The organism is Streptomyces sp. NPDC048349 (genome assembly GCF_040651925.1).
Classification (GTDB): domain Bacteria; phylum Actinomycetota; class Actinomycetes; order Streptomycetales; family Streptomycetaceae; genus Streptomyces.
The window spans coordinates 1-24,198 of record NZ_JBEZLA010000041.1 but is presented as its reverse complement, the minus strand read 5'-3'; the positions used below and the strand labels follow the sequence as shown (position 1 = coordinate 24,198).

Below are 24,198 nucleotides of genomic sequence, written 5' to 3'. Positions count from 1 at the left end.
GAACGGGGGGACCTCGCGGGGCGGGCGACGGGGGACGGTACCGGTCGGACCGCGGCCGGAGCCGCGGTGGGCGTCCGTCAGCTCCGCGTGCCGCTCGCCCGGCGACGCAGGAGCCAGGTACCGCCGACGGCGGTCGCGGCCAGCACTGCCGCTCCCGCCGCGATCCTGGCGGGGTCGGCGGTGGTGGTCGTGCCACCGCCCACCCCGGTGTGGACGTGGCCCTGCGGGCCGCGTTCGGTGACGACCAGGTCGCCCGTGGCGAACTTGCCGTTCGCGCAGGTCGCCCCGATGCCGTAGGTGCCGGGGCGGGTGTCGCGGGCGACCTGGAACTGCCCCACGACGACCTCCTTGTGCGTGCCCGGAACCAGCTTGAAGCGGCCGCCTCCCACCGTGGTGGCATCGCCCTCGGCACGGCTGCCGTGTCCGCAGGCCGTGGTGTTCACGGTGACGGTGGCGCCCGGGGCGGCGGACTTCGGCCACACCTCCAGCGCGGCGAAGTCGCCGGGCGCGAAGCTCACCATGCCGAGTTCCGCGGCGGCCACCGCACCGGCGACCGGGCCGGCGAAAGCGGCGCAGGTCATCGCGGCGGCAGTCAGCGCATGGGCTGTACGTCGACGCATGGGAACTCCCTGGAGACACGGGGTCGTGCTTCCGAGGTAACCCGGACCGCCCGCTGCTCGCCTGCTGATGTCCCGTCAGGTTCCCCGGCGAACACCCCCTCGACCCACGGTTTGTGCAGGTCAAAGCCCCTGATACGGCCATCCGGGCCGCCTTGGCCGTCCGGGTGACCGCGGGGGAGAGCCGGCGGGCCGGCGGGGGACCACCGCGGTCGCGGCGCCCGAGGGCGCGGGTTCTCGAACGCCGCCCGCGCGCCGATCACGTCACGGCCGCCGGGAGGTCGTGTGACCGCGGTGCGTACGGTGGTGGGGCGCAGGCAGGCCGGCACCTTGGCCCCGGTCTGCGGAGTGTTCCGCCGTACCCCAGGGAGGGCCCCCGTGACATCGGTCGTTCGGCCACAAGACCCGGCCGCTCCGCTGCCGTTCTTCGTCTACGGGACGCTGCGGCCGGGTGAGGTCAACCACGACCTGTTCCTGCGCGGCCGCACGGTGGCGGAGGAGCCCGCGAGCCTCCCGGACGCGGCGCTGTACGACGGCCCCGGCTATCCGTACGCGGTGGACTGCCCGGGCTCGGTCGTGGTCGGGGAGCTGATCACGGCGGCGCCGGGGGCGTACGGGGAGCTGCTGGCCGCGCTGGACGTGCTGGAGGAGTACGGCGGCCCGGGCCGCCCGGGCAACGTCTACGACCGGATCGCGCGCGAGGCCCTGCGTGCCGACGGCACCCCGGTCCGCGCATGGGTCTACCTGGCGTCACCGCTGCTCGCCCGCGACCTGCGCGCCTCGGGCACCGGGATACCGGGCGGCGACTGGCTGGGGCGCTGACCGTCGCCACGGCACTACGGCACTACGGCACTACGGCACTACGGCACTACGGCACTACGGCACTACGGCACTACGGCGCTGCACCGCTCCAGCTCGACACCTCGAACCTCGACGCCGCGCCGGCGCGACCGCTACAGCCCCTCGGCGCCGCGGTTGCGCAGCCGCTGGCCGTACTGCTGGAGCACCCACAGCTCCTCCTGGACCGCGGCCAGTTGCTCCGGCGGGGCCTGCGGGCCCAGCCGGGACAGCGTGCCCTGGACCTCGTGGACCCGGCGGTCGACGGCGCGCAGCCGCACCTGGACCAGCTGGACCCCCGCGTACATCTCGTCCACCGTCTTGGCGTGGATGGCCTCGACCGCCAGCTCGGTGACGAGCGCGCGGACGGTGTCGTTGGGGGCAGCTTCGCGTACGCGGGCCAGGTAGTCCTCGGTGCCGAGCGAGGCGCCGCCGGCGTCCTGGATGGCCTGGCGGACCGCCGCGTAGGGCGGGGCGGTGAACTCGTCGATCCCGTAGGCGTCGAACGCCGGGGACACCAGGGCCGGGCGCTGCAGGGCCAGCTTCAGCAGCTCGCGCTCCGTGCGGTGGGCCGGGCTGCGCAGGTTCAGCGCGGGCCCGCCGCCCGGCTGGGCGGCGGGCGCGGGGGCGGCCTCGTAGGACGGGCGGCCCCTGCCCTGCTGCGGGGGCTGGCCGCCGCGCTCGCGGGCCCAGCGCGCCAGCTGCGCGACGCGCTTGACCACGAACTGTTCGTCGCGGATGCCCAGCATGCCCGCGAGCTGGACGGCGGACTCGTGCTGGATCGCGATGTTCTTGATGTGGGCGACGACCGGAGCGGCCTCGTCCAGCGCCGCCGCGCGGCCCGCCGGGTTCTCCAGGTTGTGCCGGGCGACGATGTGGCGCAGGGCGAACTCGAAGAGCGGGGTCCTGGACTCCACGAGACCCGCGACGGCCGCGTCCCCCTGGGCCAAGCGCAGGTCGCAGGGGTCCATACCGCCCGGGGTGATCGCGATCGAGGTCTCGGCGGCGAACTTCTGGTCGTCCTCGAAGGCGCGCAGGGCCGCCTTCTGGCCGGCTGCGTCACCGTCGAAGGTGAAGATCACCTCGGCGGTGGCGTTGTCCATCAGCAGCCGCCGCAGGATCTTGATGTGGTCCCCGCCGAAGGCGGTGCCGCAGGTGGCGATCGCGGTGGTCACCCCGGCCATGTGGCAGGCCATCACGTCCGTGTAGCCCTCGACGACCACGGCCCGGGAGGTCTTCGCGATCTCCTTCTTCGCCAGGTCGATGCCGTACAGCACCTGGGACTTCTTGTAGATCGCGGTCTCGGGCGTGTTCAGGTACTTGGGCCCGTTGTCGTCGTCGCGCAGCTTGCGCGCGCCGAAGCCGACCACCTCGCCGCTGATGTCGCGGATCGGCCACATCAGCCGGCCGCGGAAGCGGTCGATGGGCTTGCCGCTGCGGCTGTCCTGGGCGAGCCCGGAGGTGATCAGCTCCTTGTCGGTGAAGCCCTTGCCGCGCAGGAAACGGGTCAGGTGGTCCCAGCCGGCCGGGCTGTAGCCCACGCTGAAGTGCGCGGCGGCCGCCTGGTCGAAGCCGCGCTCGGCCAGGAACTTGCGGCCGATCTCGGCCTCGGGGCTGCCCAGCTGGTCGACGTAGAACTGGGCGGCCGCCTTGTGCGCCTCGACCAGGCGGATCCGCTCGCCGCGGCCGCTGGTGCCGGCGGTGTAGCCGCCCTCCTCGTACCGCAGGGTGATGCCGGCCTGGCCGGCCAGGCGCTCGACCGCCTCCGAGAAGGAGAGGTGGTCGATCTTCATGATGAAGTCGAGGGTGTCCCCGCCCGCCTGGCAGCCGAAGCAGTGGTAGAGACCCTTGCTGGGGCTGACCTGGAAGGACGGGGACTTCTCGTCGTGGAAGGGGCACAGGCCCTTGAGGTTGCCGCCGCCCGCGTTGCGCAGCTGGAGGTAGTCGGAGACCACGGCGTCGATCGGGACCGCGTCCCGTACCGCCTTCACGTCGTCGTCGTTGATCCGTCCTGCCACGCGTGAAGTCTACGGCCGCACGCCGACAAACCCGTCAGGCCCCCTCAGCCGCCGACAGCTCCTGGAGCGGAACCGCAGGATCCGCCAGTTTCTCGCGGTCCACCGGCTCCTTTGACCTGATCAGGGCCTGGATGTGCTCGGTGACGTCCCACACGTTCACGTTCATTCCCGCGAGCACCCGCCCTTCCGAGAGCCAGAAGGCGATGAACTCCCGCTTGCCCGCGTCCCCGCGGATCAGCACCTGGTCGTAGCCGCCGGGCGGGGCGTAGCCCGAGTACTCCAGGCCCACGTCGTACTGGTCGGAGAAGAAGTACGGCACCCGGTCGTACGCGACCTCCTGCCCCAGCATCGCCCGGGCGGCGGCCGGGCCCCCGTTGAGGGCATTGGCCCAGTGCTCGACCCGCAGCCGGGTCCCCAGCACCGGGTGGTGGGCGGCGGCCACGTCCCCGACGGCGAAGACGTCCGGGTCGGAGGTGCGCAGCGAGGCGTCCACCGCGATGCCGCCCCCGTGCTCCCGGTCGACCAGCGCCAGCCCGGAGGTCTCGGCGAGCGCGGTGCGCGGCGCGGCCCCGATCGCCGCGAGCACGGCGTGCGCCGGGTGCTCCTCCCCGTCGTCCGTACGGGCGGCCAGCACCATGCCGTCCTGGCCGACGATCTCGGTCAGCCGCGCGCCGAAGTGGAACCGCACCCCGTGTGCGGCGTGCAGGTCCGCGAAGAGCCGGCCGATCTCCGGACCGAGCACCGCGTGCAGCGGGGTCGGCTCGGGCTCGATGACGGTGACCTCCGCGCCGTAGCCGCGGGCCGCCGCGGCGACCTCCAGGCCGATCCATCCGGCGCCCGCGATCAGCAGGTGGCCGTTGTCCCGGCCGAGCCCGGCCAGGACGCCCCGCAGCCGCTCGGCGTGCGCGAGCCGGCGCAGGTGGTGCACCCCGGCCAGGCCCGTGCCCGGGATGTCCAGGCGGCGCGGCTCGGCGCCGGTGGCCAGCAGCAGCTTGTCGTAGTGCAGGGCGGTGCCGTCGCCGAGGACCACCTTCTTGGCGTCCCGGTCCAGGTGGACGGCGGGCTGGCCCAGGTGCAGCTCGACGTCGGAGGCCGCGTACCAGGACGGCTCGTGGACGAAGACGCTGTCGCGGTCGTCCTTGCCCATCAGGTACCCCTTGGACAGGGGCGGTCGTTCGTAGGGATGGTCGCGCTCGTCGCCGATCAGGATCACCCGCCCCGTGAACCCCTCCGACCTCAGCGTTTCGGCCGCTTTTGCCCCGGCCAGTCCCGCGCCCACGATGACGAACGTCCGGTGTGCGTCGACCACCTGATGCCTCCTCATAACCTCTCCGCCACATGCGACCACATGCGAGCGTCCCGCAATGAGCCTGCCGCGTGAAGGGGGAGTGGCCCGATCAGCTCACCCGTCGGCGCGTCGCGTGCGCCGGGTGAGGCGTGCGTGCAGGGAACGGGCGGACGCGTCGGTCAGGGACGCGATCTGGTCGATGACCGCCCGTTTCCTGGCCTTGTCGTCCGGCGCCGCGTCGAAGACGGCCCGGAACTGCGGATCCAGGCCCTCGGGCGCGCGGGCGCTGAGCGCCTCCGCGAGTTCGGCCAGGACGATGCGCTGGTCGGCGCGGATCCGCTCCTGCTCGTCGCGCTGCATGACGTACAGGTCGGCGACCGCCTTGAGGACGGCGCACTCGTTGCGCGCCTCGCGCGGGACCACGAGCTCGGCCCCGTACCGGGCGAGGCGGCCGGAGCCGTACGCCTCGCGGGTCGCGCCCTCGGCGGCCAGGCAGAAACGGCCGATGAGCTGGCTGGTCGCGTCCTTCAGGCGGGCCTGGGCCACGGCCGAGCCGTCGTACCCGTGCGGCCACCACTCCTGCTCCATCAGCCGGTCGAGGGCGGCCCGCAGCTCCTCCGGCGCGGTGTCGGCGGGCACGTAGCGGCCGATGGCGACCCGCCAGATCGCGGTGCGCTCCGGTTCGGCGAAGAGGAGGTTGGGGTCGAGGTGGCCGGCGTGCAGCCCGTCCTCGAAGTCGTGGACGGAGTAGGCGACGTCGTCCGCCCAGTCCATGACCTGGGCCTCGAAGCACTTGCGGTCCGCGGGCGCGCCGAGCCGCAGCCACTCGAAGACCGGCAGGTCGTCCTCGTAGGCGCCGAACTTCACCGAGCCGGGGTCGGTGGGGTGGTTCCCGCGGGCCCACGGGTACTTGGTGGCGGCGTCCAGGCAGGCCCGGGTGAGGTTGAGCCCGACGCTGACGAGTTCGCCGCTCGCGGGGTCGGGCACGAACCGCTTGGGCTCCAGCCGGGTCAGCAGGCGCAGCGACTGGGCGTTGCCCTCGAATCCGCCGCAGTCCTTGGCGAACTCGTTGAGCGCCTCCTCGCCGTTGTGGCCGAAGGGCGGGTGCCCCATGTCGTGGGACAGGCAGGCGGCCTCGACCAGGTCGGGGTCGCACCCGAGCGCGGCGCCGAGCTCCCGGCCGACCTGGGCGCACTCCAGGGAGTGCGTCAGGCGGGTACGGGGACTCGCGTCCCAGTCGTAGGAGCGGGTGCCGGGGGTGACCACCTGGGTCTTTCCGGCGAGGCGGCGCAGGGCGGCGGAGTGCAGCACGCGGGCGCGGTCGCGCTGGAAGGCGGTCCGCCCGGGCCGCTTGTCCGGCTCGGCGGCCCAGCGCTCGGTGGCGGTGTGGTCGTACAGGTCGTCTGCCGGGGCGTGCGCGGTGCCTTCCATGAAGAGACGGTAACCGGAACCTCTGACAAACCGGGATCAGGCGGAGAGAAGTTCCGGCCGTTCGGCGTTGCGGGGCAGGGCGAGCGCACGGTCGTAGCGGTGGAGCACGAGGCGGGCCAGCGCGGGGTGGTCGCCCAGGGGTGCGGCGGCGACGGCGGGCGCGGCCGCGGCGGCCTGGGCGGCGAACCGGCCGGGCGCGGCGAAGTACGAGGCCACGGCCGGCCGGTGGTGACCACGGGCGGCCAGGGTGCGTACGGCCTCGGGGACGGTGGGGGAGGCGGCGGAGGCGTAGGCCGGGACGACCGGGACGCCGCCGAGGCGCTCGGCGAGCAGGGCGGCGGTGCGGCGGGTGTCGGCGGCGGACTCGGGATCGCGGGAGCCGGCCGCGGCGAGCACCACGGCCGTACTCCCGTCGCGGCCGGAGCCCCAGCCCGCCTCCAGGAGGCGTTCGTACAGGGCCTCGACGAGCAGCGGGTGCGGGCCCAGGGGCGCGGCGACGGCGGCCCGCAGGTGCGGGGCGGCGGCGGCCGCGGCGGGGAGATCGCGTTTGACGTGGTGGCCGCGGCCGAGGAGCAGCGGGACGAGGACGGCCTCGCCGCTCAGCTCCTGCAGGGCGTCGCCGAGCAGCGGCGGGTTCAGCTCGATGTGCCCGAGCCGGACCTCGAGCCGGGGGCGGAGTTCGCGGACCCTTTCGAGGAGGGCGAGGGCGGTGTGGAGGGCGTGCGGGTCGCGACTGCCGTGGGCCACGGCGACGAGGGCGGGCTGCTGCATGGGTGGGCTCCGTGGGGCCGGGCGCGCGGCGGGCGCACGCCGCTGAGCTGCGTGCCGAGTTGGGCGGTGATCCGGGTCAGCAGTTCGGCGGCGCTGCCGAAGGGGAGGGGCGGGGTGTCGGGAGGGTGCACCGGCTCCGTCATGAACCGATCCTGCGCGCCGCAGGTTGCCGCCGCGTTGCGCCGGGGTGACGGGTGTTTTCCGGGTGCTCACCTTTCCGCTCGTTCATCCGTGCGAGTGAAGAGGTCGGGAGGCGGAACTGGGGGGCCGGGCCCGCTCGTCAATCCGTGCGAACGAGGTGTGAGGCGCGGGGTGCGAGGGGGCGGTCATGAAGGCGGTCGTTGAAGCGGTCATCAAGAAGGACGGCCGGGCGCGGGTGGCGGCCCGGTCCGCGGAGCGGGCGGGTGCGGCGGCAGCGCGGGTGAGAGCGGTGGCGCGGGCGGGGGCCCGGGCCGTGGCGGGCCGGCGGCCGGGGCTGCCGCGTGGTCTGCGGGCGCGGCGCAGAGCCGTGCAGCTCGTGATGGCGGGCTGCGCGCTGGCGCTGCTGCCCTCGGCGTGGACGCACGCGGCGGCAGCGGACCGGCTCCGGACCACGGCCGAGGCGCCCTCCGCCGAGGTGGCCGTGGTGTTCGGGGCGGGGCTGTGGAACGGCCGGCCGACCCCCTACCTGGCCACCCGCCTCGATGCCGCCGCCGAGCTGTACCGCGCGGGCAAGGTGAAGGTCGTGCTGGTCACCGGGGACAACAGCCGCAAGGAGTACGACGAGCCCGACGCGATGCGCCGGTACCTGACCGGGCACGGGGTGCCGGACGACCGGATCGTCAGCGACTTCGCGGGCTTCGACACGTGGGACTCGTGCGCCCGGGCCAAGCAGATATTCGGGGTCGACCGGGCCGTGCTGATCAGCCAGGGCTTCCACATACGCAGGGCCGTCGCCCTGTGCCAGGCGGCGGGCGTGGACTCGTACGGGGTCGGGGTGCCCGATGAGCACGACGCCACCTGGTACTACGGCGGGACCCGCGAGGTCTTCGCGGCCGGCAAGGCGGCACTGGACGCGGCCTTCAAGCCCGATCCGCACTTCCTGGGACCGAAGGAGCACGGGGTGTCGCGGGCGCTGGGGACTCCGACGGGCTGACGCGGCGTCAGCCATGCCGATGAGGCCTGTACAAGTCGGTCCGTACGGGTGTCAGGGGTGGGAAACGTGGCCGTGGTGGACCTCAGCGGCAAGGTCGTCGTCATCAGTGATCCCCGGACCGTCCGCCGAACCTGCGGGGCTCGGGCCTCACAGGCGAGGACGGGCGGTGCTGAGGCGGAGCAGGCCGACTTGTAACGCGGGGCGGCGGCCCGTGTAACACCGCCGTCGCAGGCTGGGCCCTATGCACACCCCGGAAGCAGCCGCCACCGCCACGCACTGTCCGTACTGCGCGCTGCAGTGCGGTATGAACCTTCGCCCCGAACCGGGCGGCGACGGTGTCGCGGTGGAGGAACGGGCGGACTTCCCCGTCAACCGGGGCGCGCTGTGCGGCAAGGGCCGTACCGCCCCCGCCGTGCTCTCCTCCCGGGTACGCCTGACCGGCCCGCTCGTCCGCACCCACGCAGGGCGGCTCGAACCGGCCACCTGGGAGGAGGCCCTCGACAAGGTCGCCGAGGGCCTCGCCCGCACGGGCCGGGCCCACGGGCCGGACGCGGTCGGTGTGTTCGGCGGCGGCGGGCTCACCAACGAAAAGGCGTACGCGCTCGGCAAGTTCGCCCGGGTCGCCCTGCGCACCTCGCAGATCGACTACAACGGCCGCTTCTGCATGTCCTCGGCCGCCGCCGCGCACCAGCGCGCCTTCGGCCTCGACCGGGGCCTGCCCTTTCCGCTGGAGGACATCCCCCGCACCGGTTGCGTGATCCTCGTCGGCTCGAACCTCGCCGAGACCATGCCGCCCGCCCTGCGCTACCTCACCGAGCTGAAGGAGAACGGCGGCACCCTGATCGTCATCGATCCCCGCCGCACCCGCACCGCGGAGCAGGCCGACCTGCACCTCGCCCCGCGGCCCGGCACCGACCTCGCGCTCGCCCTCGGCATGTTGCACCTCGTCGTCGCCGAGGGGCGCACGGACGAGGAGTTCATCGCGGAGCGGACCAGCGGCTGGGAGGCGGCCCGGGCCGCCGCCATGGCCCACTGGCCCGAGCTGGTGGAACGCATCACCGGCGTCCCCGTGCCCAGGCTCCGCGAGGCCGTGGACATGTTCTGCGCACCCTCCTCCGCGATGGTCCTCACCGCCCGCGGGCCGGAGCAGCAGTCCAAGGGCACCGACACCGTCGGCGCCTGGATCAACCTGTGCCTGGCCACCGGCCGGGCCGGCCGCCCGCTCTCCGGCTACGGCTGCCTCACCGGCCAGGGCAACGGCCAGGGCGGCCGCGAGCACGGCCAGAAGGCCGACCAGCTCCCCGGCTACCGCAAGCTGACGGACCCGGAGGCCCGGGCGCACGTGGCAGGGGTCTGGGGCGTCGACCCCGCCACCCTCCCCGGCCCCGGCCGCAGTGCGTACGAGCTCCTCGACGCCCTCGGCACCGATGTCCGCGCCCTGCTCCTCATGGGCTCCAACCCGGTGGTCTCGGCCCCCCGCGCCGCCCACATCGAGGACCGCATCCGCTCCCTGGACTTCCTCGCGGTGGCCGACGTGGTCCTCTCCGAGACCGCGGCCCTGGCGGACGTGGTCCTTCCGGTCACCCAGTGGGCTGAGGAGACCGGCACCACCACCAACCTGGAGGGCCGCGTCCTGCTCCGCCGACGCGCCCTCACCCCGCCGGCCGGAGTCCGCACCGACCTGGAGGTGCTGCACGGCCTTGCCGGCCGCCTCGGTGTCGAAAAGGGCTTCCCCACCGCCCCGGAGGAGGTCTTCGACGAACTGCGCCGCGCCTCCGCCGGCGGCCCGGCGGACTACTCGGGCATCAGCTACGCCCGAATCGAGGCCGAACAAGGCGTCTTCTGGCCCTGCCCGGACGGCTCGGCCGGCACGCCCCGCCTCTTCCTGGACCGCTTCGCCACCGACGACGGCCTGGCCCGCTTCGTCCCCGTCACCCACCGCGACGCCGCCGAGGTCCCCGACGCGCAGTACCCGCTCCTCCTCACCACCGGCCGCGTGGTCGCCCAGTACCAGTCCGGCGCCCAGACGCGCCGCGTCGAGGAGCTCAACGCGGCCGCCCCCGGCCCCTTCGTGGAACTCCACCCGCGGCTCGCCGCCCGCCTCGGCGCCGTCGACGGCAGCCCGCTGGCGGTGGTCTCCCGCCGCGGCCGGGCCGTGGCCCCGGCCCGCATCACGGACACCATCCGCGCCGACACCGTCTTCATGCCCTTCCACTGGCCGGGCGAGGGCCGCGCCAACACCCTGACCAACCCCGCACTGGACCCGGTCTCCCGCATGCCGGAGTTCAAGGTCTGCGCGGTCCGCGTCGAGCCGGCCTGATCAGGACGCGAAGCGGTTCACCTTCGTCACCCTGCAGGTGACCCGTTCCCGCACCTGATCGAGGGCGCCGGCGGTCGCCTCCGCCCGCTGACCGGGGGCGAGGTCGTTGCTGAGGGCCGCGCCCTCGGCGAGCCGGACGCCCGACGCGCCGAGGAACTCGACGCCGACGAGGTACGTACTGGTCTTACTGCTGCGGTTGGTGATCGTCAGCTTGGCCGACGGCCAGTGCGTGGTCGGGTCCACCCCGCACGAGGTGATCCGCACGTCGCCGGCCGGCCCCGGATCGGGGCCCGGTGACGCCTGGGAGGCGGGCGCCTGGGAAGCGGGCGCCCGCGGCGAATCCGTCCCGGCGCGGGGCGTCGCCGCCGGCGCGCTCTCCCGGTCCTTCGTGCCCCCGCCGCCGTCCGTGCCGAGGGTGGCCAGCAGACCGGCGACGACCACCAGCACCAGCGCACCGACGGCGCCGAGGACGACGCCCAGGGCGACTTTGCGCCTCTTCACGGACGGGGGCGGCGGTGTGAGGGGGCCGGCCGGGGGACCGCCGTCCCGGCGCTGCCATCCAGGGGGCTGATGCGGATGCGACACGGGACACCCCCGCGGTTCGGGCCGGTGGCCGGCTCTGCGGCTTCGACGTCAGCCGTGCTGTCAGCATCGCACCGGTCCGGCTCCGCCACCCGTCGACGGCGAACGGGCCCGCCGCGGCGGCGGGATCGGACATGGGTGCGGACCGCTTCGGCAGGGTCCCCCGCGGGTAACCATCCGGTCACGCACCGGACTCAGAAAGTGCTCGCACGCCCCTCGTGACAGTGATGTGTCGTACCCCACACTGAGTTGCGGTGCCTGAGTCCTCGGACCCCTGGAGGTCGCCCCCGTGCAGACCCAGACGCAGCCCCCGACCGTCACCCTGACCCTGACCGTGACCGATCAGCCCGATCCCGAGGCCGAGGCCATGGACGACGAGCCAGAGCCCCTCGACCTGGTCGAGCAGATCGAACAGATCCAGCAGGTGCCGGCCCCGCGCAAGCGCGTGGACAGCGGGGGCGCGGCGGCGGGTCCCTCCGCCGACCTGTTCCGGCAGTACCTGCGCGAGATAGGCAGGATCCCGCTGCTCACCGCCGCCGAGGAGGTCGACCTCGCGCGACGCGTCGAAGCGGGCCTGTTCGCCGAGGAGAAGCTCGCCGGCACCCCGGACCTCGACTCCCAGCTCGCCTTCGACCTCGACAAACTCGTCGTCATGGGGCGGATGGCCAAACGCCGGCTCATCGAGTCGAACCTGCGCCTCGTCGTCTCCGTCGCGAAGCGCTACGTGGGCCGCGGGCTCACCATGCTCGACCTCGTACAGGAGGGGAACCTCGGGCTCATCCGGGCCGTCGAGAAGTTCGACTACGCCCGCGGGTTCAAGTTCTCCACGTACGCCACCTGGTGGATCCGGCAGGCGATGTCCCGGGCCCTCGCCGACCAGGCCCGGACCATCCGCGTCCCCGTCCACGTCGTCGAGCTGATCAACCGCGTCGTGCGCGTACAGCGCCGCATGCTCCAGGAACGCGGCTACGAGCCCACCGCCGAAGAGGTCGCCGCCCACCTGGAACTGACCCCCGAGCGGGTCCTCGAGGTGCTGCGCCTCGCCCAGGAGCCGGTCTCCCTGCACGCCCCGGTCGGCGAGGAGGAGGACGTCGCGCTCGGCGACCTCATCGAGGACGGCGACGCCGCCTCGCCCGTGGAATCCGCCGCGTTCTTCCTGCTCCGCGAGCACCTGGAAGCCGTGCTGTCGACCCTCGGCGAGCGCGAGCGCAAGGTCGTCCAACTGCGCTACGGGCTCGACGACGGGCGCCCGCGCACCCTGGAGGAGATCGGCCGGATCTTCGGCGTGACGCGCGAGCGGATCCGCCAGATCGAGTCCAAAACCCTCAACAAGCTGCGCGACCACGCCTTCGCCGACCAGCTGCGGGGCTACCTGGACTGAGGCGGGACACCGGAAGGGGGCGCCCCGGAGGACGCCCCCACCCCACCGCCGGCCGCCGACGGCTAATCGACCTCGGCCACCGCCTGCGCGAACTGCGCCGCGTACAGCCGTGCGTACGCGCCGCCCGACGCCAACAGCTCCTCGTGCGTGCCCTGTTCGACGATCGATCCGTTCTCCATCACCAGGATCACGTCCGCGTCGCGGATCGTGGACAGCCGGTGCGCGATCACGAAGGACGTACGGCCGTGCGCCAGGCGCGCCATCGCCTTCTGGATCAGCACCTCGGTACGGGTGTCCACCGAGCTCGTCGCCTCGTCGAGGACGAGGATCACCGGGTCCGAGAGGAACGCCCGGGCGATGGTGATCAGCTGCTTCTCACCCGCGCTGACCCCGGCGCCCTCGTCGTCCAGGACGGTGTCGTAGCCGTCCGGCAGGGTGCGGATGAAGCGGTCCGCGTGGGCCGCCCGCGCCGCCTCCTCGATCTCGGCGCGCGTGACCTCGCGCGAGGCGCCGTAGGCGATGTTCTCCGCGATGGTGCCGCCGAACAGCCAGGTGTCCTGGAGCACCATGCCGATGGAGCCGCGCAGTTCCTCGCGCGTCATCTTCGCGATGTCCACCCCGTCCAGGGCGATCTGGCCGCCCGTGACCTCGTAGAACCGCATCAGCAGGTTGACCAGCGTGGTCTTGCCCGCGCCCGTCGGGCCGACGATCGCGACCGTGTGCCCGGGCTCGACGCTCAGCGACAGGTTGTCGATGAGCGGCTTGTCCGGCTCGTAACGGAAGGCCACCTTGTCGAGGGTGACCTGGCCGCGCACGGCCTCCGGGCGCTGCGGAAGCTTCGCGTCCGGCTCCTGCTCCTCCGCGTCCAGCAGCTCGTAGACCCGCTCCGCCGAGGCGACGCCGGACTGGATGAGGTTGGCCATCGTGGCGACCTGCGTCAGCGGCATCGAGAACTGGCGCGAGTACTGGATGAAGGCCTGCACGTCACCGATCGACAGGGTGCCCGAGGCGACCCGCAGCCCGCCCACCACCGCGATCAGCACGTAGTTGATGTTCGATATGAAGAACATCACCGGCTGCATGATGCCGCTGACCAGCTGCGCCTTGAAGGAGGCCCGGTACAGCGCCTCGTTCTGCTCGGCGAAGACGGCCGCGGACTCCCGCTGCCGGCCGAAGACCTTGACCAGCGCGTGGCCCGAGTACATCTCCTCGATGTGCGCGTTGAGCGCGCCGGTGTTCTTCCACTGCGCCACGAACTGCGGCTGCGACTTCTTGCCGATCTTCGCCGCGGCGAAGACCGAGATCGGCACGGTCACCAGCGCGACCAGCGCCAGCAGCGGCGAGATCCAGAACATCATCGCGAGCACGCCCACGATGGTCAGCAGCGAGTTCAGCAGCTGGCCCATCGTCTGCTGGAGCGTCTGGCCGATGTTGTCGATGTCGTTGGTGGCCCGGCTGAGCACCTCGCCGCGCTTCTGCCGGTCGAAGTACGACAGCGGCAGCCGCGACAGCTTCGCCTGCAGCTCCTCGCGCATCCGGTAGAGCGTGCCGTTCATGACGTGGTTCGACAGCCGGGTGGCGACCAGCATCAGCAGTCCGGCGAGGGTGAAGACCACCAGCGCCCAGATCGCCACGCCCCCGACCGCGCCGAAGTCGATGCCCCGGCCCGGGGTGAAGTCGGTCCCGGAGAGCATGTCGGCCATGCCGTCCTGGCCCTTGGCGCGCAGCCCTTCCAGTGCCTGCTGCTTGGTCAGGCCGTCCGGCAGCTGCCGTCCGACGATCCCCGCGAAGACCAGGTCGGTGGCCTCGCCCAGGATCTTCGGGCCGACGACCGCGCAGCCGACGCTTCCCACGACGGCCAGGACCATGCCCCACAGCCTGGCCCGGTCCTGCGCGAGCTGGCCGAGCAGCCGCTTGCCCGACCCCTTGAAATCCATGGACCGCTGGGCCGGTCCCGCCATCATCCGTCCTCCGGGCCCGCTCATGCGGCCTCCGCCTCCGTCAGCTGGGAGAGCACGATCTCCCGGTAGGTCTCGTTGCCGGCCATCAGCTCGTGGTGGCGCCCTTCCCCCACGACCTGGCCCTCGTCCAGGACGATGATCCGGTCGGCGTCGCGGATCGTGGAGACCCGCTGGGCGACGATCACCACGGTCGCGTCCTCGGTCTCGCGGGCGAGCGCCGCGCGCAGCGCCGCGTCCGTCGCGTAGTCCAGGGCCGAGAAGGAGTCGTCGAAGAGGTAGATCTCCGGGCGCTGCACCAGGGTGCGGGCGATGGCCAGGCGCTGGCGCTGCCCGCCGGAGACGTTGGTTCCGCCCTGGGTGACGGGCGCCTCCAGACCGCCTTCCAGCGCGGAGACGAACTCCCTGGCCTGGGCCACCTCCAGCGCCTGCCACAGCTCTTCGTCGGTCGCGTCCGGGCGCCCGTAGCGCAGGTTGGAGGCGACGGTTCCGGAGAACAGGTACGGCTTCTGCGGAACCAGGCCGACCGTTTTGGCGAGCAGGTCCGGATCGAGCCGCCGTACGTCCTCCCCGTTGACCAGCACCTCGCCGCCGGTCGCGTCGAACAGCCGCGGAACCAGGCCCAGCAGCGTGGACTTGCCGCTTCCGGTGGAGCCGATGACGGCCGTGGTCTCGCCGGGACGGGCCACCAGGTCGATCCCGCGCAGCACCGGGGCCTCGGCGCCGGGATAGCGGAAGTCGGCGCCGCGCAGCTCCAGGCGCCCGCTCCGGGTCAGCTCGCGCACCGGGTCGGCGGGCGGGACCACGCTGGAAGCGGTGTCCAGGACCTCCTGGATGCGCTCGGCGCAGACCTCGGCGCGCGGCACCATCATGAACATGAAGGTGGCCATCATCACGGACATGACGATCTGCATCAGGTAGGCCAGGAAGGCCGTCAGCTGGCCGACCTCCATGTCGCCGCTGTCGACCCGCATCGCACCGAACCAGATGACGGCGACGCTGGAGACGTTCACGACCACGATGACGGTCGGGAACATGTACGCCAGCAGCTTGCCGGTGGCCAGCGAGACGCCGGTCAGGTCGGCGTTGGCGTCCCGGAAGCGGTCCTTCTCGTAGTCGTCGCGGACGAAGGCGCGGATCACCCGGTTGCCGGTGATCTGCTCGCGCAGCACCCGGTTCACGGTGTCCAGGCGCTCCTGCATCGTGCGGAACAGCGGCCGCGTCCTGTAGACGATCGCACCGACCGAGACGCCGAGCACGGGAACCACGGCGAGCAGCACGCCCGACAGCTTCACGTCCAGCGACAGCGCCATCGCGATGCCGCCGACGCACATGATCGGCGCCGAGACCATCAGCGTGAAGGTCATCAGCACCAGCATCTGGACCTGCTGGACGTCGTTCGTCGTACGGGTGATCAGCGACGGGGCGCCGAACTGGCCCAGCTCCCTCGCCGAGAAGCTCTGCACGCGGTCGAAGACCGCGGCGCGCACGTCCCGGCCGAAGGCCGCCGCCGTGCGCGCGCCGTAGTAGATGGCCCCGACGTTGCAGACCAGCTGGACGAGCGAGACACCGAGCATCAGCGCGCCGAAGCGCAGGATGTAGCCGGTGTCACCGTGGACGACACCGTTGTCAATGATGTCCGCGTTGAGGGTGGGGAGGTAGAGGCTGGCACTGGTCTGGAGCAGTTGCAGCAGCACCAGCACGGCAATGGGTTTGCGGTACGGACCCAGATGGGTCCGCAGAAGTCGTATGAGCACGCGCAGGCTCCGGTCGGCATGATCGAGGGGGTTCACCCCATCTTCTGCCAACCGGGTGCCCCATCCCCAGCAGTTTTCGCAAAGGCCGGTCAAAAGGAGTAGACCGCCCTGGGACGCCGGACCTAGAACGCGCCGGCGCCCGGGCCTGGCAGGCGCCCGGGCCTGGCAGACGCCCGGGTCCCGGAAGACGCCGGGGGCCTGGAAGGCGCCCCGGCCACGGAACGCGCCGGGGCCCGGAACGCGCCGGGTCTAGAACGCGCCGGGCACCTGGAACGCGCCGGGGTGGATCTGCTCCCGCGTCGCCACGTACTGCTGGCGCACGGCCTGCCAGGCGGGGAACTCCTCACCCGGCTCGAACACCTGCGCCGCCGGGGCCGGCCAGACCGGCGGGGTGTGCGGCGCCAGCGTGCCCTGCGCCACGCCGAGCGCCCACGCCGCCTGGCGCGCCGCGCCCAGCGCCGCGTAGTCGGCCGGCGCGGGGACGACGACCTGCGTCCCGAACAGCCCCGGCGCCGCGGCCTGCACGGCGGGCAGCTCCGCCGCCGCGCCCAGCAGGAACACCCGGCGGATCTCCACCCCGCGCGAGCGCAGGACGTCGAGGGCGTCCACCAGCCCGCACAGCATGCCCTCGAAGGCCGCCCGCGCCAGGTGCTCCGGCTTCATCGAGTCCCGGCGCAGCCCGGACAGGGTCCCGGCGGTGTGCGGGAGGTTCGGCGTCCGCTCGCCCTCCAGGTACGGCAGGAGCACCAGGCCGTGCGCGCCGGGCGTCGACTTCAGCGCGAGGTCGGACAGCCCCTCCAGGTCGGTGCCGAGCATCTCGGCGGTGCCGCGCAGGGCCCGTACGGCATTGGAGGTGTTGACGACCGGCAGGTGCATGCCGGTGGCGTCGGCCAGCGAGGTGATCAGGCCGCCCGGCTCCGACAGGGCCTCGTGGTGCACCGCCATCACGGAACCGGAGGCACCCAGCGAGACCACCGCGTCGCCGGGGCCGAGCCCCAGCCCGAGCGCGGCGGCCATCGTCTCGCCGGTGCCGGCCGATATCAGGAGCCCTTCGGGCGTGGTCCCGGCGGCTTCCGCCGGTCCCAGCACCTCGGGCAGCAGGGCCATGTGCCCGAGCGCCAGCTCGACCAGGTCGGGCCGCCAGGAGCCGGTGGCCGCCGACCAGTAGCCGGTGCCGGAGGCGCCGCCCCGGTCGGTGGTCCGGCGGGCGGGCCGGCCCAGCAGCTGCCAGACCAGCCAGTCGTGCGGGGACATCACCACGGCCACCCGGCGGGCGGCCTCGGGCTCGGTGCGGGCCAGCCAGGCCAGCTTCGCCAGCGGCTGGGCGGCGTGCGGGACCGAGCCCACCGCCTCGGCCCACGCCTGCCGGCCGCCGAAGGCGTCGACGAGGTCGGCCGCGGCGACCTGTCCGCGCTTGTCGTTGCCGACCAGGGCGGGGCGGACGAGTCCGCCCTGCGAGTCGAGCGGCAGCAGGCCGTGCTGCTGCGCGGAGACCCCGATGGCCTGGACCCCTTCGAGGAGCCCGCCGCCGGCGGCCTCGCCGAGCGAGAGCAGCCAGGCCTGCGGATCGGTCTCGTGGGGGCTCGTGCCGTCGGGTTCCCCCGTGGGCTGCGGATGGAGCGCGTACCCCTGGCGCAGCACGGCACCGGTCTCGGTGTCGCAGACGACGATGCGAGTGAAGGCGGAAGAGCTGTCCAGCCCGGCGACTATCCCCATGCGATGAATTCTGCCGCACGCCGGGCCGGTCTCCTCCGCCTCGGACGCCTCGGACGCCCTGTACGTCTCAGGTGTTGCTGGTGCCCCAGTCGTCCTCGCCGCCGCTCCCGACCCGGTCGCGCAGTCCCCGTACCCGCCCGGCCAGTGATGCGGGCACGACGTCGCCGACCTTGTCGCTCACCGCGGTGAAGGCCTTCCCCGCGAACTGGCGGCCGGTCTGCCCGGCGGACTCGGCGGCGTTGCGCACCGCCGGGTTCTGGGAGATCTCCCGTACGGACTTCTTCAGTGACTCGTAGCGCTCGCGCCCGGCCCGGGTCCCGAGGACGTACCCGAGGGCCAGTCCGACCGCGAACGTGACCTTGTACCGCATGCCTGTCACCCTTCGTCGTGTAGGTGCCCGGCCTGCTGCCGATACCGATTGGCGGAGCACCCCCCTGCTTGCGCTAATCTATGACTCGCAACGGGCGCTCGCCCCCCGGCAAGGCCGGAGGTGGGCCGTTCGATGCACCGCAGCAATCCCCTGTAGCTCAATTGGCAGAGCAGCCGGCTGTTAACCGGCAGGTTACTGGTTCGAGTCCAGTCGGGGGAGCGCGATCCCCTGTAGCTCAATTGGCAGAGCATTCGGCTGTTAACCGGAGGGTTGCTGGTTCGAGTCCAGCCGGGGGAGCAACGAGGAGAAGAGGGCCCTGGTGGGTCCTCTTCTCCTCTTTTGTGGCCCCGTCCTGGAACCGGGCAGCCGTCAGCGCGGTCTCTCTGAACAGCGAAGCCGATCATGCGGGGCATCCGAGGCAGGAGATCGTATGAGCGGCTATGCTGCGGCAGACGGCGCGCACAGGTGTACGCGCCACGCCGTGAAGGGGCGGTAGCTCAGCCGGTTAGAGCAGCGGACTCATAATCCGTCGGCCGTGGGTTCGAGTCCCACCCGCCCCACTGCGAGCCGCAGGTGCAGAAACGATCGCACCTGCGGCTTTGGCGTATTCCGGAAGGGGCTGGAATTCCGGGGGCGCCGGGGCGCCGGGGCGCCGCAGTGCCGGGCTAGAAGTTCTCCGTTTCGTCGGCGAGGTGGCGCAGTACGTCCGTCAGGTCCTGGCGGCGGGCGAACGCGGCGCGTTGGCGGTGGGCGCCCGAGCCGTCGCGGAGCAGGCCCGCCAGGGTCTTGGCCGCGTGGTCGAGGTCCCCGGAGGCGGCCAGGGCCGGGGCGACCAGGTCCAGCAGGGCCTCCGCGAGGTCGGCCGCCGGGAGTTCGGCGCCCGTGTACGGGTCGAGGCCGAAGCCCTCCAGGCCGTCGTGGGCCGCCCGCCAGCGCGCCAGGCGCAGTACGTCGTCCCGTACGGGTGGATCGGGGCGCTGCTCGGCGATCTCCCGCAGCGCCGTGGACACCAGCGCGCGGACCAGCTCGGCCTGGAGGACGGCCGTGTCGAGGTACGGGGACATGTCGGGTGCGCGGATCTCGAGCGTCGGCCAGTGCCCCGAGGGGCGCAGGTCCCAATAGACCATCTTCGTGTCCAGCGCCGCGCCCGAGCCGAGCAGCGTCTGCACCGAGCGCCGGAAGTGCGCCGTGGACGTGAAGTGCGGGGGCAGGCCCGCCGAGGGCCAGCCCGACCAGGCCATCGCCCGCCAGCTGGCGTGGCCGGTGTCGCGGCCGCCCCAGAACGGCGAGTTGGCGGCCAGCGCGATCAGCGTCGGCAGCCATGGTCTGACCCGGTTGGACACCGCAACCGCCGTGTCCACGTCGAGGGTGCCCACGTGGATGTGGCGGCCGCAGCTCACCAGCGTGTCGGTGAGGGCGCCGAAGCGGCGGTGCTGCTCGCGCTGGCGCGGCTCGTCGTCGGTCAGGTGCAGCGGTCCCTCCACGGCCACGACCGGGGAGGGGGCGGCCAGCAGGCGGCAGCCGTGGGCGCGGGCGGCGCGGCCGAGCGTGCGCCGCAGGACGGCGAGCTCCTCGCGCAGCGAGTCGGCCGAATGGGCGATCGGGGTGGAGATCTCCACCTGGTAGCGGGTGCCCTCGGGGTGCAGCTCGCCCGGCAGCCCGCCGGCCGTGGCCAGGACGAGCGGGGCGGCGGGGACCACCCGGAAGGTGCGGGCGTCGACGAGGAGGAACTCCTCCTCGACACCGACGGTCAGGGGAGCGACGGGGTGCGCCGCCTTCTGCTCGGTGCTCGTGCTCGTGGTGCTGTTGCCAGGTTCGATCACTACGCCTCCCTGGACATACGAGTCTTTTCATCATGAGCCGAACACCGGTCGGGGAGCGTACGCCGATTCGGTCAAAAAGCAGGCGATAGTGGCGAGTTAGCGGCAAGGACCGGTCCGGTGTGGGGCCGGGGGTCCGGGTGGGGTGGCTGGTGCCGGTGCGTGCACACCGAAAGAAATCCCCCGGGGTCGCCGCAGCCGCCGGTTACCATCCGCTGTGCCCCCCATCGCCTCCCCCCGACGCCCGCAGCGGCGCATATTCGCCGACCTGACCCCCCTGCGCACCTCCCGCGACTACCGGCGGCTGTGGGTGGGCGGCACCATCTCCTGGGTCGGCCAGGCGATGACGGCCCTGGCGATCTCGCTCCAGGTCTACGACATCACCCGGTCCAGCTTCTCCGTCGGGCTCGTCGGACTGTTCTCGCTCGTCCCGCTCGTCGCCTTCGGGCTCTACGGCGGGGCCATCGCCGACACCGTCGACCGCCGCAAGCTCGGCCTCTACAGCTCGCTGGGTGCGGCCGGACTGTCGGTCGCGCTCGCCGGCGCCGCGCTGCTCGACTACCACCGCGTCTGGTTCCTGTACGCCGTGGTGGCGCTCCAGGCGGTGTGCGGGGCGCTGTCCGGGCCGGCCAGGTCCGCCATGATCCCCCGCCTGCTGCCGGCCGGTCAGCTGCCCGCCGCCAACGCGCTGAACTCCGTGACGATGACGTCCGGGACGATGGCGGGCCCGATGCTGGGCGGGCTGATCGTCGGCTGGTGGGGGTACCAGGCGGCGTACCTCATCGATGCCGTGACCTTCCTCGCCGCCCTCTACGCGATGTGGCGGCTGCCGTCGATGAAGCCCGACCGTGCGCAGGGGACGCGGGGGAGGGCCTCGGTCGTCGACGGCCTGCGTTTCCTCGGGACCCGGCCCAACATCCGGATGACCTTCTTCTCCGACATGGCGGCCATGGTGCTGGCGCACCCCAGGGCGCTGTTCCCGGCCGTCGCCGTGCTCTGGTACGGCGGCGACGCCACGACGGTCGGCCTGCTCGTGGCCGCGCCCGCCGTCGGGGCGCTGCTCGGCGGACTGTTCTCCGGCTGGCAGGGCCGCATCCGCCGGCACGGGCTGGCGATCCTGTGCGCCGTCGGCGCATGGGGGCTGGCCATCGCGGTCTTCGGACTCACCCGGAACCTGTGGCTCGGGCTGCTCTTCCTGGCCCTGGCCGGATGCGCGGACACCATCTCGATGGTGTTCCGGACCACCATGCTCCAGGCGGCCACCCCGGACGACATGCGCGGCCGCCTCCAGGGCGTGTTCATCGTGGTCGTCGCGGGCGGGCCCCGGCTCGGGGACTTCCTCGCCGGGACCGCCGCGGACCTGACCTCCCCGGCCGTGGCGATCACCGGCGGCGGCCTTGCCTGCGTGCTCGTGCTGGGCCTGCTCGCACTGCGCTGGCGGGGCTTCGCCCGGTACGACGCGCGGACGCCCCAGGCCTGACCGGCGGACCGGTCCGAGGGCCGTGACGGGCCTACGTCCGGCGGGTGACGATGCCGCGGGCCACGCCCAGGGCCACCAGGTCCTGGGGGCGGATGCGGAGTTGGTCCGCGGTGGCGGGGGCGTCCGCCACAGGCCGCTTGAGGATGGCCGCCGCCAGTTCGGGGGCGATGACCGAGAAGTAGCTGTCCGGGGTGACCCAGGTGTTCCCGGGAGCCGCCAGGGCGAGGGCGCCGCCCGAGCCGCCCTCGCCGATCAGCAGGGTGGTGACGGGGACGGTGGCCGCGGCCAGGGCGGCGAAGGCGTCCGCGATGGCCGCGCCCGCGCCCGCGTGTTCGGCGGCGGCGTCGTTGGCCGCTCCCGGGGTGTCCACCAGGGTGAGCACGGGCACGCCGAGCCGGTCCGCGAGGCGGATGACGCGGGCGGCCGTGCGGTATCCCGCCGGGCGGGTCGCGGTGCCGCACTGGGCGGCGTACGCCACGGCCCGGCCCTCCCGCAGCCCGAATCCGCACAGCATCCCGGGGTCCGTGCCGCCCGCCCGGTCCCCGGACAGGGGCAGCCGGAGGCCGAAGTACGCGTCCAGGTAGGCCTCGGCGCGCGGCCGGTCCGGATGGCGTGCCTGGAGGACCGCCTCCCAGCCCGTGGCGGGCGGCGGCACGTCGCCCGACCCGGCCGGGAGGCGGCCGCGGGGCAGCGCGGCCGGGGGCTCGACGGGACCGTCGGCGCGGGGCGCGGTCAGAACGCGCAGCCAGTCGGACAGCGTCCCCGCAAGCTCCGCCGCGGGCACGACGGCGTCCACGTGGCCCGCCGCGTACTGGCCCTCGGCGCAGTACGCCGCCGGGTCCGCGTCCGCCGGCCGCACCCGGGAGCCGGCGAAGCCGATTTGGGCGCCGGGCAGCGCGAGAACCACGTCGGCCCCGGCGCCGAGCGTGGCCCAGCCGCCGCCGGTGGTCGGATCGCGCAGCACGGCGATCTGGGGGAGCCCGGCGGCCCGGGTCAGCACGCACTGCCGGGCCACCCGCTGGAGCTGGGTCAGCGCGAGCATCCCCTCCTGCATGCGGGAACCGCCGGTGGCGATCAGGGAGACGAGCGGGAGGCCGTGCTCGCGGGCGTGGGTGTACGCGGCTTCGAGCCGGTCCCCGGTGCGTTCGCCCAGCGAACCGCCGAGGAAGCCGAACTCGAAGGAGATCAGCGCGGCTTGGCGGCCGCCGATGCGGGCGGTGCCGGTGACGACGGACTCCCGCTCGCCGGTGCGTGCCTCGGCGCGGGCGCGGGAGGCGTCGTAGCCGGTCCAGGCCAGGGGGCCGTCGGCCGGTGACGTCCGCGGGGGCGGGGGGAGTTCGGTGAAGCTGCCGGGGTCGGTCACGGAGGCGATGGCCGCGCGGGCCGAGAGGCGGGTCGTCACGGAGCCACCCTAGGCGGTGTTCGCCGAAGGACCAGGGGGTGTTTCACGGGAGGGGCAGGGCGATCGCGACGGCGTAGGCGGCGACCAGGCCGTAGCCCAGGCGGAAGGTCCAGACGCGGGCGGCACCGGAGATCCGGCTCCCGGCGAGGGCGCCGAACGCGACGAGGGTCTGCTGCCACAGGAGGGACGCGGCGCCGACTCCGATGAGGAAGGCGGCCGCGGCCGCGCCGGTGCCCAGGCTCTGTCCCTGAGCGGTGGTGAGGGCGGCGAAGTACAGGGCGGTGGTGGGGTTGATCGCGGTCAGACCGACATACCGCGCGAAGGCCTGGACCGGGCGGGAGCCGGGGTCGGCCGGGGGATGGGGGCCCGGCCCCGGAGCCCCGGCCGCGAGCGGCGGTGGGGCCGGGCGGGGCGACGGGCCGTGGGGGCGGGACTTCGTGAGGCCGTGGGCCGCGATGGCCAGGAGGATCAGGGCCGAGGCCAGCCGCACCCACTCCTCGACCGGGGAGACGTGCGAGGCCACCCAGGGTCCCAGGGCCGTCGCCAGGGCCGCGTAGCCGAGGTCGACCACCGCGATGCCCGCGGCAGCCGCCACCGCCGTCCGGCGGTGGCGCATCGCCTCCTGGAGCAGCAGCACGCTCATCGCACCCATCGGCATCGCCACGCCCAGGCCGGCGGCGGTGCCCGCCAGGGCCGGTGTCATCAGTTCGCTCATGAGGGGAGGGTCGGACCCGCGGCCCGCCGGACGGGCGCGCATATCGGCGCCGACTGCGAGAATCGCGGGATGGACCGCCTCGACAGGGAAATCCTCGGCATCCTGCAGCAGGATGCACGGATCTCGTACCGCGACCTCGGAGTCCGCGTCGGCCTCAGCGCCAACGCCACCGCCGACCGGGTGCGCAGGATGCGCCGGGACGGGGTGATCCGCGCGTTCACCGTCGTGGTCGACCCGGCTGCCGACACCGCGGGCGGCCTCGTGGTGTTCATCGACGTCACCCTGCGCCAGGACACCACCAACGAGGAGTTCGAACGGCAGGTCGCCAAGCTCCCGGGGATCGCCGAGGTGGTCCACGTGACGGGCGAGCACGACTACCTCGTCCGGGCCCGGGCCGCCGATCCCGCGGCCCTCGACGCCCTGCTGCGCCGGCTGAAGCGGGAGGCGGGGGTGGCCCAGTCCAACACCAGGATCGCCCTGCGCGCCGCCACGAGGCCGCCCCACCCCTAGGGGGTGTCTGACGGAGGTCCGCGGCGTCGCGGTGCCCGGCACGCACTCTCGCCGCACCGGCCGAAAGCCCAAGTACGTCCAGTACGGGGG

Annotated in this window: 18 protein-coding genes, 3 tRNA genes and 1 pseudogene; 9 read left to right on the top strand and 13 right to left on the bottom strand. The window is 73.4% G+C overall.

Annotated elements, in window-relative coordinates; genetic code table 11:
* Positions 1–77: 77 nt before the first annotated feature.
* On the bottom strand, positions 78–620 hold the full coding sequence (locus AB0D44_RS22185; protein ID WP_362593658.1) for a hypothetical protein: 543 nt from the start codon (positions 618–620) through the stop codon (positions 78–80).
* A 375-nt stretch (positions 621–995) separates the two neighbouring features.
* Between AB0D44_RS22185 and AB0D44_RS22180 the strand changes: the two genes are divergently transcribed.
* Positions 996–1,439: a gamma-glutamylcyclotransferase family protein gene (locus AB0D44_RS22180; RefSeq protein ID WP_362593655.1), complete on the top strand. Its 444-nt coding sequence runs from the start codon at positions 996–998 to the stop codon at positions 1,437–1,439.
* Between the two features lie 131 nt (positions 1,440–1,570).
* On the opposite strand, the gene dnaG is transcribed toward AB0D44_RS22180, so the two are convergent.
* From dnaG to AB0D44_RS22160, 4 genes and pseudogenes are all read right to left on the bottom strand, one after another.
* Entirely contained in the window at positions 1,571–3,472 is a 1,902-nt protein-coding gene (dnaG, locus tag AB0D44_RS22175; protein ID WP_362593652.1) for a DNA primase, read from the bottom strand.
* Between the two features lie 34 nt (positions 3,473–3,506).
* Positions 3,507–4,781: an FAD-dependent oxidoreductase gene (locus tag AB0D44_RS22170; protein WP_362593649.1), complete on the bottom strand. Its 1,275-nt coding sequence runs from the start codon at positions 4,779–4,781 to the stop codon at positions 3,507–3,509.
* A gap of 93 nt (positions 4,782–4,874) precedes the next feature.
* Complete coding sequence (locus AB0D44_RS22165) at positions 4,875–6,191, bottom strand: deoxyguanosinetriphosphate triphosphohydrolase (protein WP_362593647.1); 1,317 nt, start codon at positions 6,189–6,191, stop codon at positions 4,875–4,877.
* Between the two features lie 36 nt (positions 6,192–6,227).
* Positions 6,228–7,105, bottom strand: a pseudogene (locus AB0D44_RS22160) (sirohydrochlorin chelatase).
* 377 nt (positions 7,106–7,482) lie between these two features.
* Between AB0D44_RS22160 and AB0D44_RS22155 the strand changes: the two are divergent.
* Together AB0D44_RS22155 and AB0D44_RS22150 are read left to right on the top strand one after the other, a co-directional pair.
* Complete coding sequence (locus AB0D44_RS22155) at positions 7,483–8,097, top strand: ElyC/SanA/YdcF family protein (protein WP_362593762.1); 615 nt, start codon at positions 7,483–7,485, stop codon at positions 8,095–8,097.
* A 241-nt stretch (positions 8,098–8,338) separates the two neighbouring features.
* Complete coding sequence (locus tag AB0D44_RS22150; RefSeq protein WP_362593644.1) at positions 8,339–10,417, top strand: molybdopterin oxidoreductase family protein; 2,079 nt, start codon at positions 8,339–8,341, stop codon at positions 10,415–10,417.
* On the opposite strand, the gene AB0D44_RS22145 is transcribed toward AB0D44_RS22150, so the two are convergent.
* The gene (locus AB0D44_RS22145; protein ID WP_362593643.1) at positions 10,418–10,918 is read right to left on the bottom strand and encodes a hypothetical protein; all 501 of its coding nucleotides are present in this window, start codon (positions 10,916–10,918) and stop codon (positions 10,418–10,420) included.
* Between the two features lie 370 nt (positions 10,919–11,288).
* On the opposite strand from AB0D44_RS22145, the gene AB0D44_RS22140 reads away from it, so the two are divergent.
* Positions 11,289–12,380: an RNA polymerase sigma factor gene (locus tag AB0D44_RS22140; protein WP_362593640.1), complete on the top strand. Its 1,092-nt coding sequence runs from the start codon at positions 11,289–11,291 to the stop codon at positions 12,378–12,380.
* 62 nt (positions 12,381–12,442) lie between these two features.
* Here AB0D44_RS22140 and AB0D44_RS22135 read toward each other — a convergent pair whose 3' ends face one another.
* The 4 genes from AB0D44_RS22135 to AB0D44_RS22120 form a co-directional block, all read right to left on the bottom strand.
* Positions 12,443–14,365 carry an ABC transporter ATP-binding protein gene (locus AB0D44_RS22135; RefSeq protein WP_362593638.1) on the bottom strand — a complete coding sequence of 641 codons (1,923 nt, stop codon included), beginning with the start codon at positions 14,363–14,365 and terminating at the stop codon, positions 12,443–12,445.
* Entirely contained in the window at positions 14,362–16,095 is a 1,734-nt protein-coding gene (locus tag AB0D44_RS22130; protein ID WP_362593635.1) for an ABC transporter ATP-binding protein, read from the bottom strand. The genes AB0D44_RS22135 and AB0D44_RS22130 overlap by 4 nt, the downstream gene beginning before the upstream one ends.
* 249 nt (positions 16,096–16,344) lie before the next feature.
* Positions 16,345–17,811, bottom strand: coding sequence for an FGGY family carbohydrate kinase (locus AB0D44_RS22125; protein WP_362593633.1), 1,467 nt, complete (start codon positions 17,809–17,811; stop codon positions 16,345–16,347).
* A gap of 67 nt (positions 17,812–17,878) precedes the next feature.
* Positions 17,879–18,181 carry a YtxH domain-containing protein gene (locus AB0D44_RS22120; protein ID WP_362593631.1) on the bottom strand — a complete coding sequence of 101 codons (303 nt, stop codon included), beginning with the start codon at positions 18,179–18,181 and terminating at the stop codon, positions 17,879–17,881.
* Between the two features lie 146 nt (positions 18,182–18,327).
* Between AB0D44_RS22120 and AB0D44_RS22115 the strand changes: the two genes are divergently transcribed.
* The 3 genes from AB0D44_RS22115 to AB0D44_RS22105 all read left to right on the top strand — a co-directional run bounded on the left by AB0D44_RS22115 (position 18,328) and on the right by AB0D44_RS22105 (position 18,741).
* A tRNA-Asn gene (locus AB0D44_RS22115) sits at positions 18,328–18,400 on the top strand.
* Between the two features lie 5 nt (positions 18,401–18,405).
* Positions 18,406–18,478: transfer RNA gene (locus AB0D44_RS22110), tRNA-Asn, on the top strand.
* A 189-nt stretch (positions 18,479–18,667) separates the two neighbouring features.
* Positions 18,668–18,741, top strand: a tRNA-Ile gene (locus AB0D44_RS22105).
* A 105-nt stretch (positions 18,742–18,846) separates the two neighbouring features.
* On the opposite strand, the gene AB0D44_RS22100 is transcribed toward AB0D44_RS22105, so the two are convergent.
* Entirely contained in the window at positions 18,847–20,004 is a 1,158-nt protein-coding gene (locus AB0D44_RS22100; RefSeq protein WP_362593628.1) for a glutamate--cysteine ligase, read from the bottom strand.
* Positions 20,005–20,218: 214 nt separating this feature from the next.
* Between AB0D44_RS22100 and AB0D44_RS22095 the strand changes: the two genes are divergently transcribed.
* Positions 20,219–21,481 (top strand): MFS transporter, encoded by a 1,263-nt coding sequence (locus AB0D44_RS22095; protein WP_362593625.1) that lies wholly within the window; start codon positions 20,219–20,221, stop codon positions 21,479–21,481.
* 31 nt (positions 21,482–21,512) lie between these two features.
* Here the strand turns inward: AB0D44_RS22095 and AB0D44_RS22090 are convergent, their stop codons facing one another.
* Both AB0D44_RS22090 and AB0D44_RS22085 read right to left on the bottom strand, forming a co-directional pair.
* Positions 21,513–22,883, bottom strand: a complete 1,371-nt coding sequence (locus AB0D44_RS22090) for a carboxyl transferase domain-containing protein (RefSeq protein ID WP_362593622.1) — start codon at positions 22,881–22,883, stop codon at positions 21,513–21,515.
* A gap of 43 nt (positions 22,884–22,926) precedes the next feature.
* Positions 22,927–23,598, bottom strand: a complete 672-nt coding sequence (locus tag AB0D44_RS22085) for a LysE family transporter (RefSeq protein WP_362593619.1) — start codon at positions 23,596–23,598, stop codon at positions 22,927–22,929.
* Between the two features lie 69 nt (positions 23,599–23,667).
* On the opposite strand from AB0D44_RS22085, the gene AB0D44_RS22080 reads away from it, so the two are divergent.
* Positions 23,668–24,108, top strand: a complete 441-nt coding sequence (locus AB0D44_RS22080) for an Lrp/AsnC family transcriptional regulator (protein WP_362593616.1) — start codon at positions 23,668–23,670, stop codon at positions 24,106–24,108.
* Positions 24,109–24,198: the final 90 nt, after the last annotated feature.